The organism is Streptomyces sp. NPDC037401 (assembly GCF_055602345.1).
The window spans coordinates 160,164-171,484 of sequence record NZ_JBVJWO010000001.1; the positions used below are offsets into that span (position 1 = coordinate 160,164).

The window sequence follows — 11,321 nt, forward strand, 5'->3', positions numbered from 1 at the left end:
GCCCCCCTGACGGAGGTAGAGACGATGCCCCCAGCCCGAGCGACGACGACGAGAACGCCCCGGCGGCTGCGCCCCACGGTACGGACCTGCCTCGCGGCGGCCGCGGTGCTCCTGGCGAGCGCGTGCAGCGGCACCGCGGAGCCGGACGGGAGAGGCGGCCCGGCGTACCGGCTCACCGACAAGACGCCCGCCGCGGCCGGCGGCCTGGACTCCTTCACCTGGTCGCTGTTCGCCGAGCCGGCCTCGATCGACTACGCGTACGCCTTCGACTACCCGCCCAACCAGATCCTTTCCAACGTCTGCGAGAGCCTGCTGCGCTGGAACCCCGACCTGACGACCTCGCCGGGCCTCGCGTCCTCGTACACCAATCCGACGCCCACCACGTGGGTCTACCGGATCCGGTCCGGCGTGCGCTTCCACGACGGCACGGTCCTCACCGCCGACGACGTCGTCGCCTCCCTGCGCCGCCACCTCGACCCCGGGACCGCCAGCGTGTGGGCGTACCCGTTCCGCAACGTGAAGTCGGTGGACAGGACCGGGCCGCTGGAGGTGTCCGTCACCCTGGCGAAACCGGACGCCACCTTCAACAAGTACCTGGCCGCCGGCCCCGGCACGGTCGAGTCCGCTGCCACCCTCGCCAAGGCGGGCAAGGACTACGGGACCCCCAAGCGCGGGGTGAACTGCACCGGCCCGTTCTCGTTCGGCAACTGGACCCCGGGCCAGTCCCTCGTGCTCAAGCGGTTCGACGACTACTGGAACCCCGCCCTCAAGGCCAAGTCCGGGCAGGTGAAATTCGTCTTCCTCGGCGACGCCACGACCCGCGTCAACGCCTTCCAGAGCGGCGAGGTCGACGGCGGCTGGATGGTCCCGCCCAGCGCCTACGCCCGGCTGAAGACCAGCAGCGCGGGCACCCTGTACTTCGGCCGCAACACCACGGTCGCCGACGAGGTGGTCAGCAACCTGAAGGGCCCCCTCGGCGACGTCCGGGTACGCCGGGCCCTGCTCATGGCCATCGACCGCGAGGGCGTCATCAAGGCCGGCGCCGGCGGGGCGGGCGAGGTCGCCGACTCGCTGGTCACCCCGAACATGTGGAACGACGCGCCCCCCGCGGCCCGCGACGCCGTCCTCAAGGACGTGCCGCGCTACCCGTACGACCCGGCCGCCGCGAAGCGACTCGCCGCCGAGGCGGGCGTGTCCGGCCGGGAGATCGTCATCGCGACCAGCCCGCTGGACTCCCAGACGACGATCATCACCCAGGCCGTCGCCCAGGCGGCCACGGCGATCGGACTGAAGCCGAGGATCGACACCATCTCCGCCGAGAAGTACTCGACGCTCTTCACCGACCCGGCCGCGCGCAAGGGCATCGACCTCTTCCTCACCTTCTGGTACACCTCGATCACCGACCCCCTCGACATGTACGGTTCCCTGCGGACCGGCGCGTTCAGCAACTACGGCAACTGGTCCGACCCCCGCTTCGACGCGGCCGTCGACCGGGCGGTCGGGACCTACGACCCGGCCGGGCACGCGGCCGCCAACGCCGAGGCCCAGCGGATCGCGCTGCGCGAACTGCCCTGGCTCCCGCTGTACACGCAGCCGGTGAGCGTCTTCCTCGGCAAGCGCATCACCGGCGTCCGGCCGTCCATCGCCTACCTCTACTACCCCTGGGCCGCCGAGATCGGGGCGAAGGGATGACGGCCGCGGCGACCCGCGCGGTACGGGTCCTGCGCCGCCTGGCCGGGATGGCCGCCACCCTGCTCGTCACCTCCTTCCTGGTGTTCTCCTCCCTGTACCTGGCCCCCGGCGACCCGGCGAGCTTCCTGGTCCGCGGACGCAGCGCGAGCCCGGAGGAACTCGCCGCGATCCGGCAGCAGTACGGGTTCGACGAGCCCTTCCTCGTCCGGTACGGACGGTGGCTCGAAGGCGTCGTCCAGGGCGACCTCGGCCGCTCGCACCTCTTCCGCCAGGACGTCAGCGACGTCATCTGGTCGCGGCTGCCCGCCTCGCTGCTGCTCGTCGTGGTCGCGGCGCTGCTGATCGCCGCCGTCGGCGTCACGGCCGGCATGGTGGGGGCGCTGCGCCGGGGCAGCCGTACCGACGCGACGCTCATGCTGCTGGTCACCGTGGGGGCCGCCGCCCCGGCGTTCGTCGCCGCGCTCGTCCTGCGGTCGGTCCTCGGGGTGCAGCTGGGCTGGTTCCCCACCATCGGCAACGGCACCGGCGTCCTCGGCCGCCTGCACCACGTCGTCCTTCCGGCCCTCGCGCTGTCGGTGACCTTCATGGCGCTGGTGACCCGGGTGACCCGCTCGGCGATGCTCGACGAGATGCGCCGCGAGCACGTCGAGGTCGCGCTGAGCCGGGGAACGCCGCGCCGCACCGTGATCCGCCGGCACGTCCTGCGCAACGCGCTGGGGCCGATCGTCACCGTCTCCGCGCTGCTGGTGTCGGGGATGCTGGTCAGCACGGCGATCGTGGAGACGGCGTTCGGCATGTCGGGGGTGGGGTCCCTGCTCGTGCAGTCGGTCAACCAGCTCGACTTCCCGGTGGTGCAGGCCATCGTGCTGCTCGTGGTGGCGGCGTTCGTCGTCGTCAACGCCCTGGTCGACCTCGTGCATCCGCTGATCGACCCGCGGGTCGCGGCCGGGGGGAGTGCCCGGTGAGCACACGGATCTCAGGGGCCGTGCGCGGCCCGCTCGAGCGGCTGCGGGTCCTCGGCGGCGGCCCGCTGCAGCGGATCTGCCTGCTGCTGCTCGCCGTGTTCGTCCTGGTCGCGCTGCTGGGGCCGTGGCTGGCACCGCAGGACCCGACCTTCGGCGAGCTGGGGGAGACCCTCGCGGGCCCCGGGCCCGACCACTGGCTGGGCACGGACCAGGGCGGGCACGACACCTTCTCCGCCCTGATCGAGGGGGCCCGTACGAGCCTCGCCGGGCCGCTGACCGTGGTGCTGTTCTCCACGCTGGCCGGTGCCGCCGTCGGACTGTTCGCGGCCTGGCGGGGCGGCTGGGCCGACGCCGTCCTCAGCCGGGTGCTCGACGTGGTGTTCGCCTTTCCCGCGCTGCTGCTCGCCATCCTCGCGGTGGCGGTCTTCGGCAAGGGCATGACCGCACCCGTCATCGCCATGGCGATCGCGTACATGCCGTACACGGCCCGCCTGGTGCGCGGACTGGCACAGCAGGAGAAGGCGCGCCCGTACGTCGCCGCCTACCGGGTGCAGGGCCACTCCGCGGTCTTCGTCGCGGTCCGCAGACTGCTGCCGAACATCGGGCCGACCGTGCTCGCCCAGTCCACGGTCAACTTCGGCTACGCCCTGCTCGACCTCGCAGCCCTGTCGTTCCTCGGGCTGGGCGTGCAACCGCCGACACCCGACTGGGGCGCGATGATCAACCAGGCCCAGGCCGCCGTGCTGGAGGGCCGCCCGCTGTCCGCGATCGTGCCGGCCGTGGCGGTCGTACTGGTCGTCGTCGCCTTCAACGTCGTCGGGGAGAACCTCGGGGACCGGCTCGCGGGAAGGGATTCCTGATGGCACTGCTCGCCTACGAGAACCTGCGCGTCACCCTGCCCGGCACGGCCCGCCCGGTCCTGGACGGCATCAGCCTGACCGTCCGCGCCGGGGAGGTCGTCGCCCTGGTCGGCGAATCCGGCTCCGGCAAGTCGGTCACCGCCCGGGCCGCGCTCGGCCTCTTCCCCGCCGGCGCCGCGCTCGGCGGCCGGGTGTGCGTCGACGGGACCGACCTGGTCGGCGCCGACGCCGCGAGCCTGCGCGAGGTGCGCACCGGCAAGGCGTCGATGATCTTCCAGGACCCGCGGGCCGGCATCAACCCGGTGCGCCGCATCGGGGACTTCCTCACGGAGTCGCTGCGCGTGGGCCGCGGCTGGCCGAAGGCCCGGGCCGACGAGCGGGCCGCCGAACTGCTCGCCGCGGTCGGGCTGCCCGACCCCGTCCGGCACCTGCGCCAGTACCCGCACGAGCTCTCCGGCGGAATGCTCCAGCGCGTCATGATCGCCGGAGCGCTCACGGCCGAACCCCGGCTGCTGCTGTGCGACGAGCCGACCACCGCGCTCGACGTCAGCACCCAAGCCGAGATCATGGCGATCCTGGGGCGGCTCCAGCGCGAACGCGACCTGGGCATGCTCCTCATCACCCACGACATCGAGCTCGCGGCCGCGGTCTGCGACCGGATCTACGTGATGTACGCCGGGCGGATCGTCGAATCGGCCCCCCGGGCCGAACTCTTCGCCTCCCCGCGGCACCCCTACACCGCGGGCCTGCTCGGCTCCTCCCCGCCGCTGGAGGGACCGGCCGGGCGCCTCACCCCGATCCCCGGGGCCCCGATGGGCCTGCTGGACTCGGCGCCCGGCTGCTCCTTCGCGCCCCGCTGCCGCTTCGCCGAGCCGGGGCGCTGCGACCAGTCGCCGCCGGAGCCGGAACGGCACGGCGGGTCGCTGGTGGCCTGTCACCGGGCCGCAGAACTGCACGGCCCGGCAGGACACGCGCCCCGGGCCGTGGCCGCAGGGCGCGCCGTACCGTCGAGCGAGGAGGACAGGTGAGCACCACGACCACCCCACCCCGGGCCACCGGCCCGGTACCCGCGGCCCGCACGCTGCTCGAGGTGAGCGGCCTGCGCAAGACGTACCGGACGGGCGACACGGAGGTCGTCGCGGTCGACGGCCTGTCGTTCTCGCTGCGGGCGGGCGGCGCGCTCGGCATCGTCGGGGAGTCCGGCTCCGGGAAGACCACCACGGCCCGAATGCTCATCGGCCTCGAACGCCCCGACGCGGGGCGGATCCTGGTCCAGGGGGAGCCGCTGGCCGCGACGGTACGCGGGAAGGCGGCCCGGCTGGCCCGCGCGAAGGCGGTGCAGATCGTCTTCCAGGACCCGTACCTCTCCCTGGACGCGCGGATCGGCATCGGCGCGACCATCGACGGCGTGCTGCGCTTGCACGGGATGCGCGACCCGGCGGCCCGCTCCGCCCGCGTGCGGGAGCTGCTGGCGCAGGTCGGACTCGGCGAGCGCGAGGCGGCGGCCCTGCCGCGCCGGCTCTCCGGCGGGCAGCGCCAACGCGCCGCGATCGCACGGGCGCTGGCGGTCGAGCCCGCGGTGCTGGTGCTCGACGAGGCGGTGTCCGCGCTGGACGTCTCGGTGCAGGCGCAGGTGCTCAACCTGCTGTCGGACATCCGCCGCGACACCGGCATCGGCCTGGTCTTCGTCAGCCACGACCTCGCGGTCGTCCGGTACGTGTGCGACGAGGCGCTGGTCCTCTACCGGGGCCGGACCATGGAGCACCGGCCGGTGGCGGACCTCCTGACCGCCCCCGAACACCCCTACACCCGGCTCCTGCTGGCTTCGGTGCCCCGCCCGGACTGGGATCCGGACTCCATCAGCCGCAGGCGAAGGGAGCTCGACCCCCTGGCGTGAGGGGCGGGTGCCGCGCGGGCCGCGGCCCGGACCGGTCGCCGTCGGACCGGCTGCCGTAGGACCGGCCCGCCGTCGGACTGGCCCGCGACACGCGGCTGAGCGCGGTCGGCTCCCGGGGCCCTTGCTGGTGCAATGGCCGGACCGGTGCCGCGCGGGGCGGCCGTGCCGTCGTGGAGGTGTGGTGGCCGCGGAGGACGAGTACGCAGCGGTGCTGGCCCGGCTGCGGTTCGCGGAGCAGGCCGTCGGCCTGATCGGGACCTCGCTCGACGAGCGGGTCACCTGCCGCGAGCTCGCCGCGTTCCTCTGCGGGCGGCTGTGCGACGCGGCGGCGGTGGACGTCCTGCCCGAGGCCCCCGCGCCCGGGACCGGACCGGACGGCGAGCCGACGGGGTTGCAGCGGCTGGCGCTGGCAGGCGAGGAGGGCCTGCTGGCGGCAGCCGCGGGCGACACGCCGGGCGGTGCGCCGGGCCGTGCACCGGATGGTACGGGTGGAATGCCGGGCGGCGGGGCCCCGGCGGTGCGGGCGATGGACGAGGGGCATCCGATCTCGGTGTGGGCCCGGCTGACCGGGGGCGCCCGGGTGCACCTCGTCTCTGTGCCGCTGCTCGCGCACGGCCGGGCGTACGGCGCCGTGCTCGCGGCCCGGGCCGGCCGGGGATTCTCCGACCACGAGACGGCGGCCGTGCACTACGCCGCCCGGCTGGCCGCCGTACACATCGGCCACGCCCGGCGGCTGGCCGCCACCGAGCGGACCGCGCTGGACCTGCAGCGTGCGCTGGTGGCCGAACCGGGACGGCCGCACCCCAACATGGAGATCGCCAGCCGCTACCTGCCGGTCGGGCAGCGGACGCTGGTGGGCGGCGACTGGTTCGAGACCGTCCGGCTCCACTTCGGCCGCACCCTGCTGGTGGTCGGCGACGTGATGGGGCACGGGCTGGACGCGGCCGTGGACATGAACGCGTACCGCTCCACCCTGCGCGACGTCGCCTCGCGGGACCTGCCGCCGCACCGGGTGCTGCGCCAGCTGGACGCGGTGGTGGCCGGGGACGGCGCCCGCCGCCCGGCGACCTGCCTGCTGGTACGGGTCGACCCCGCGCGCGGGGTCGCCGCCTTCGCGAGCGCCGGGCACCTGCCGCCCGTGGTGTTCACCGCCGACGGCACCGCCCGTGTCGTGGAGGTCCCGGTCGGCCCGCCGCTCGGCACCGGGGTGGGCGGGTACGAGCTCGCCACCCGGGCCGTCACCGCGGACGACACCCTGCTGCTCTTCACCGACGGCCTGGTGGAGCGGCGCGGGGAGGACATCGACGTCTCGCTGGCGCGCCTCGCGGAGCTGCGGATGCCCGTCGGCGCGGGGGTGGCGGCCGTGGTCGAGGAGGTGCTGCTCCGTCTGGACGCCCGCCACGCCGAGGACGACGTCGCCGTACTGGCCGCGAGGATCCGCCCCCGCCACGGAGGCTGAGGACGGAGCCCCCGTCGGTGCGGTGGCGGAGGCCCTCTTGGCAGAACGGCCCGGTACGGGCACGGTGGCCGGGGCCCCAGCGGGGCCCCGAGGTCAGTGAACAGCCCTACCGGGAGCAGCCCATGGCAGCGAAGATCCTCATCGTGACCGGCGACGCGGCGGAGTCGCTCGAGGTCCTCTACCCGTACCAGCGCCTGCGCGAGGAGGGCTACGAGGTCCACATCGCGGCGCCCTCGCGCAAGAAGCTGCGGTTCGTCGTGCACGACTTCGAGGACGGGTACGACACCTACACCGAGAAGCCGGGCTACACCTGGCCGGCCGACCTCGCCTTCGCGGAGGTCGACCCGCGGGAGTACGCCGCGCTCGTGATCCCGGGCGGGCGGGCCCCCGAGTACCTGCGCAACGACCCGGAGGTGCGCCGGATCCTGACCGCCTTCGCGGAGTCCGACAAACCGGTCGCGCAGATCTGCCACGGTCCCCTGCTGACCGCCGCCGTCGGCAGCCTCGACGGCCGCCGGGTCACCGCGTATCCGGCGCTGGAACCGGACATGCGGGCCGCGGGAGCCGCGTTCGAGGACTCCGAGACCGTCGTCGACGGCACCCTCGTCTCGGCCCGCGCCTGGCCGGACCACTCCCGCTGGATGCGGGAGTTCCTGGGCGTGCTGCGCTCCAAGGCGCCGGTGAGCTGAGCCCGGCGGGCGGGTAGTGCTCTCCCCGGAGCGCAACACGACCCGGGGAGACGGGACATGACGCAGCGGGGAGCCGGCCGGGGCAGCCGGTGGCCGGACCGGCTGGCCGCGGCCGCCGCGGCGCTGTCGCTGGCCGCCGGCGTGTGGACGGCGACGGGCCCGGACGCGGGCCCGCCGCCCTCCGCCGCGCGGGCTTCCGGGGCGGAGGGCGGCGGGGTGCTGCGCCTGCCCCGGCACATGCCCGGCGGCGGACGCCACGGGCGGGCGCCGGCCCCGCTGCCCGGTGCGCTGCCCCGGTCCGCGCCCATACGGATCACCATCCCGGGCATTGCCGTCGACGCCCCGCTGACCGGGCTCGGACTGCTGCCCGGCGGCCGCCCCGCCCCGCCCCCGGCCGGGCGTCCGGCCCGCGCGGGCTGGTACGTCCGGGGCGCCGTGCCCGGAGCCGCCGGCACCGCCGTGATCGCGGGCCATGTCTCCGACGCGCTCGGCCCGGCGGTGTTCCACCGGCTCGGCGCGCTCGGGAAGGACGGCGAGATCCGGGTCGCGCGCGGGGACGGCCGTACCGCGGTCTTCCGGGTCCACGCCGTCGAGGTCCACCGCCGCGAACCCCTCCCCGCCCACGGGGCGTACGGCGCCGGACGGCGGTCCGAGCTGCGTCTGATCGCGTCCGCCGGAGGCCACCCGAGGAAGACCGGGCGCCGCGGGGTCGTCGTGGTCCTCGCCCGCCTCACCGCCACCGAAGGCCCCCGCAGCGGACCGGCCGACGGCCCTTCGCCGCCGCGGTGAGCGGCCGGGCCGGGCGGCGGCCGGCCGCGCCGGGGAGCGACCCGCTGTGCTCTGCGCGGCGGAGCCGCTTAAGGTGGCGCGCATGCAGCACTACACGATCGGTCAGGCGGCCCGGCTGCTCGGCGTCAGCCCGGACACGGCGCGGCGATGGGCGGACGCGGGGAAGGTGCCCACGCACCGCGAGGACTCGGGGCGGCGGCTCATCGACGGCCGCGACCTGGCGGCCTTCGCGGTGGAACTGGCCCAGGGCGGAGTCGGCGGAACGGACGACGAGGAGACGGAGCGCACCTCGGTGCGCAACGCCTTCCCCGGCATCGTGACCGCGGTGAAGCTGGGCGACGTCGCCGCGCAGGTGGAGATCCAGGCCGGACCGCACCGGCTGGTCTCCCTGCTCACCCGCGAGGCGGTGGAGGAACTGGGGCTGGAGGTCGGGATGCAGGCGACCGCACGCGTGAAGTCCACCAACGTCCACGTCGACCTGGGCTGACCTGCAGGCCGGGAAGGAAGGACTCCGACGGTACGGCCGAGATCCGCAGGTGGGCCCGGGGTGGCTTGATCGGCCCCCGGGGGGGACGGCGATGACCGATGATGACCGGGCCAGCGCACGTGTCCGACCCGCATCCGCCCCGAGCCTGCCGGAGTTGCCATGTCCCGCACCTGCACCCGCACGCCTGCCGCCGCCCGCGCCGCGGCCCTGCTGACCGGCGCGGCGGCCGCCGTACTGCTGACCGCGGCGCCCGCGGCCGCGCACGTCGAGGTCGAGGCCGAGGGCGCCCGGGCACTCGACCGCAACGTCACGCTCCGCTTCGAGGCCGAGTCGGAGTCCGACACCGCCGGCATCGCGGCGATCCGGGTGGTGCTGCCCCGGGGCATCGCGCCCGCCGACGTGACGCTGGGGAAGGCGCCCGCGGGCTGGCGGCTGACCGCGGACGCCGAGGGCTACACCGTCAAGGGGCCGGTCCTCGCCGTCGGGGAGGGCGCGGCCCACACCATCACCGTGCGGCAACTGCCCGATGCGAAGGAGCTGGCGTTCAAGACCCTCCAGACGTACGGGGACGGGCGGGTGGACCGGTGGATCGAGCTCGGCGGCGGCAACGGCAACCCGGCGCCGGTCCTCGCGCTGAAGCCCGCCGCGCCCGGAGCCGAGCCGCTGAGCCCGGCGACCCCCTCCACCGCCGCCCCGTCCGCGTCCCCGTCCGTCGCGGCGCCGAGCACGTCGGCACCCGCGGCAGGAGCGCCGGCGGAGCGGCAGGAGGACAACACGGAGGAAGGCCTGTCGGCAGGCGTCTGGGCCGCGATCATGGCCGTACTGCTGGCCTTGACGGCAGGCGCCGTCTTTGCCGTACGCCGCCGCGCCGACCCCAGCTGAGGTCCCCGACGGGGGCGCCGCCGGTCAGGCGGCGCCGCGGTACAGGGCCGTCAGGGCGGGCAGCCGCCGGGACATCTCGTCGCGGTCGTCGAAGTCGAAGTCCCAGCCCGGGTCCAGCTCCGGGAGGCGGATCGTGAACGACCCGGACGGAAGGCCGGTGCCCGTGCGCGCCCGGTGGGCGTTCCACACGATGCCGAGGGTGTCCTCGCACTCCAGCTCCAGGCCCTCCGGCGCCGCTTCGCGGACCGCGGGGAGCCCTGCGAGCGCGTCGGGATCGGCCACCATCCGGTCGTACACCTCACGGCCCTGCACGAGGAGCCAGCCGCGGAAGTAGTCGAAACCGTCGTCGGAGCAACCGCCGTTGATGACGTACGCAGCAGCCCACAGGGGTATGCGGTAGCCGTCGGTCAGCAGGTCCCAGAGGGTCTGCTGCGCCGCCTTCATCTCGGCGACGGGAAGCACCCCGAGCAGGGCCGAGGCGCGGGCCGCGACGGCTTCGGCCGCGGCCCCCTCGGGCTCCTGCGCGCGGGCTTCTTCGATCAGCTTCCAGAACTGTTCCTTGTTCATGTCCCGAGCCTGGCATAGGCCACTGACAACCGGTCGGTCAGATCCGGCCGTCCCGGAACGCGGCGAGGATCCGGTCCGCGGCCGAAGTCGCCGTCAGTTCGCCGTCCCTGACGCGCCGTTCGAGCTCGGGTGCGACGGAGCGTACGCCCGGATCGCTGCGCAGCCGTTCCAGCAGCTCGTCGCGGACCATCGACCAGGTCCACTCGATCTGCTGGTCGCGGCGCTTGTCCGCGAGCCGGCCCGTGGAGTCCAGCACCGTCCGGTGCTGTTCCAGGCGCTCCCAGACCGTCTCCAGGCCCGTGGACTCGCGGGCGCTGCACGTCAGGACCGGCGGGGTCCAGGACGCGTCGGCAGGGTGCATCAGGCGCAGGGCGCCGGACAGTTCTCGTGCGGCCGTACGGGCTTCGCGTTCGTGCGGCCCGTCGGCCTTGTTCACGGCCAGGACGTCGGCCAGCTCCAGCACGCCCTTCTTGATGCCCTGGAGCTGGTCTCCCGTACGGGCCAGCGTGAGCAGCAGGAAGGAGTCGACCATGCCCGCGACAGTGGTCTCGGACTGGCCCACGCCGACGGTCTCGACGAGCACCACGTCGTACCCGGCCGCCTCCATCACGACCATCGACTCGCGGGTCGCCTTCGCCACCCCGCCCAGGGTGCCGGCGGACGGCGACGGGCGCACGAAGGCCGCCGGGTCCACCGACAGGCGCTCCATCCGGGTCTTGTCGCCCAGGATGGAGCCGCCCGTACGCGTGGACGACGGGTCCACGGCGAGCACCGCGACCCGGTGCCCGAGACCGGTCAGCAGCGTCCCGAACGCGTCGATGAACGTGGACTTGCCGACGCCCGGCACCCCGCTGATGCCGATCCGGCGTGCGTTGCCCGCGTGCGGCAGCAGCTCGGTCAGGAGCTGCTGCGCCAGCACGCGGTGATCGGGACGGGTGGACTCGACGAGGGTGACGGCGCGCGCGATGAACGCGCGCTTCCCGTCGAGCACACCCTTCACATAGGCATCGAGATCGATCCTCGGTGGCATCCCG

Annotated in this window: 12 protein-coding genes; 10 read left to right on the plus strand and 2 right to left on the minus strand. The window is 74.7% G+C overall.

Annotated features, from left to right (window positions below; genetic code table 11):
• Positions 1-24 precede the first annotated feature (24 nt).
• The 10 genes from ACZ7H1_RS00750 (at position 25) to ACZ7H1_RS00795 (ending at position 9,720) form a co-directional block, all read left to right on the plus strand.
• Positions 25-1,692 carry an ABC transporter substrate-binding protein gene (locus tag ACZ7H1_RS00750; RefSeq protein WP_470782506.1) on the plus strand — a complete coding sequence of 556 codons (1,668 nt, stop codon included), beginning with the start codon at positions 25-27 and terminating at the stop codon, positions 1,690-1,692.
• Complete coding sequence (locus ACZ7H1_RS00755) at positions 1,689-2,657, plus strand: ABC transporter permease (protein ID WP_470782507.1); 969 nt, start codon at positions 1,689-1,691, stop codon at positions 2,655-2,657. Before ACZ7H1_RS00750 ends, ACZ7H1_RS00755 begins: the two co-directional genes overlap by 4 nt.
• Positions 2,654-3,517: an ABC transporter permease gene (locus ACZ7H1_RS00760; RefSeq protein ID WP_470782508.1), complete on the plus strand. Its 864-nt coding sequence runs from the start codon at positions 2,654-2,656 to the stop codon at positions 3,515-3,517. The genes ACZ7H1_RS00755 and ACZ7H1_RS00760 overlap by 4 nt, the downstream gene beginning before the upstream one ends.
• Entirely contained in the window at positions 3,517-4,545 is a 1,029-nt protein-coding gene (locus tag ACZ7H1_RS00765) for an ABC transporter ATP-binding protein (protein ID WP_470782509.1), read from the plus strand. Before ACZ7H1_RS00760 ends, ACZ7H1_RS00765 begins: the two co-directional genes overlap by 1 nt.
• Positions 4,542-5,414, plus strand: coding sequence for an ABC transporter ATP-binding protein (locus ACZ7H1_RS00770; RefSeq protein ID WP_470782510.1), 873 nt, complete (start codon positions 4,542-4,544; stop codon positions 5,412-5,414). Before ACZ7H1_RS00765 ends, ACZ7H1_RS00770 begins: the two co-directional genes overlap by 4 nt.
• Positions 5,415-5,592: 178 nt before the next feature.
• Positions 5,593-6,873 carry a PP2C family protein-serine/threonine phosphatase gene (locus tag ACZ7H1_RS00775; RefSeq protein ID WP_470782511.1) on the plus strand — a complete coding sequence of 427 codons (1,281 nt, stop codon included), beginning with the start codon at positions 5,593-5,595 and terminating at the stop codon, positions 6,871-6,873.
• Between the two features lie 122 nt (positions 6,874-6,995).
• On the plus strand, positions 6,996-7,562 hold the full coding sequence (locus ACZ7H1_RS00780) for a DJ-1/PfpI family protein (RefSeq protein ID WP_470782512.1): 567 nt from the start codon (positions 6,996-6,998) through the stop codon (positions 7,560-7,562).
• Between the two features lie 57 nt (positions 7,563-7,619).
• The gene (locus ACZ7H1_RS00785; RefSeq protein WP_470782513.1) at positions 7,620-8,351 is read left to right on the plus strand and encodes a sortase domain-containing protein; all 732 of its coding nucleotides are present in this window, start codon (positions 7,620-7,622) and stop codon (positions 8,349-8,351) included.
• A gap of 82 nt (positions 8,352-8,433) precedes the next feature.
• Complete coding sequence (locus ACZ7H1_RS00790) at positions 8,434-8,838, plus strand: TOBE domain-containing protein (protein WP_470782515.1); 405 nt, start codon at positions 8,434-8,436, stop codon at positions 8,836-8,838.
• A 159-nt stretch (positions 8,839-8,997) separates the two neighbouring features.
• Entirely contained in the window at positions 8,998-9,720 is a 723-nt protein-coding gene (locus ACZ7H1_RS00795) for a DUF1775 domain-containing protein (protein WP_470782516.1), read from the plus strand.
• A gap of 24 nt (positions 9,721-9,744) precedes the next feature.
• Here the strand turns inward: ACZ7H1_RS00795 and ACZ7H1_RS00800 are convergent, their stop codons facing one another.
• The gene (locus ACZ7H1_RS00800; RefSeq protein WP_470782517.1) at positions 9,745-10,287 is read right to left on the minus strand and encodes a DUF4240 domain-containing protein; all 543 of its coding nucleotides are present in this window, start codon (positions 10,285-10,287) and stop codon (positions 9,745-9,747) included.
• Positions 10,288-10,324: 37 nt separating this feature from the next.
• Complete coding sequence (gene meaB / locus ACZ7H1_RS00805) at positions 10,325-11,317, minus strand: methylmalonyl Co-A mutase-associated GTPase MeaB (RefSeq protein WP_470782518.1); 993 nt, start codon at positions 11,315-11,317, stop codon at positions 10,325-10,327.
• Positions 11,318-11,321 lie beyond the last annotated feature (4 nt).

Excerpts from the sequence above, each read along its gene's own strand:
- meaB (WP_470782518.1), bottom strand. The coding sequence starts at position 11,317 with ATGCCACCGAGGATCGATCTCGATGCCTATGTGAAGGGTGTGCTCGAC.
- ACZ7H1_RS00790 (WP_470782515.1), top strand. The coding sequence starts at position 8,434 with ATGCAGCACTACACGATCGGTCAGGCGGCCCGGCTGCTCGGCGTCAGC.
- ACZ7H1_RS00750 (WP_470782506.1), top strand. The coding sequence starts at position 25 with ATGCCCCCAGCCCGAGCGACGACGACGAGAACGCCCCGGCGGCTGCGC.
- ACZ7H1_RS00780 (WP_470782512.1), top strand. The coding sequence starts at position 6,996 with ATGGCAGCGAAGATCCTCATCGTGACCGGCGACGCGGCGGAGTCGCTC.
- ACZ7H1_RS00765 (WP_470782509.1), top strand. The coding sequence starts at position 3,517 with ATGGCACTGCTCGCCTACGAGAACCTGCGCGTCACCCTGCCCGGCACG.
- ACZ7H1_RS00755 (WP_470782507.1), top strand. The coding sequence starts at position 1,689 with ATGACGGCCGCGGCGACCCGCGCGGTACGGGTCCTGCGCCGCCTGGCC.
- ACZ7H1_RS00785 (WP_470782513.1), top strand. The coding sequence starts at position 7,620 with ATGACGCAGCGGGGAGCCGGCCGGGGCAGCCGGTGGCCGGACCGGCTG.
- ACZ7H1_RS00795 (WP_470782516.1), top strand. The coding sequence starts at position 8,998 with ATGTCCCGCACCTGCACCCGCACGCCTGCCGCCGCCCGCGCCGCGGCC.
- ACZ7H1_RS00800 (WP_470782517.1), bottom strand. The coding sequence starts at position 10,287 with ATGAACAAGGAACAGTTCTGGAAGCTGATCGAAGAAGCCCGCGCGCAG.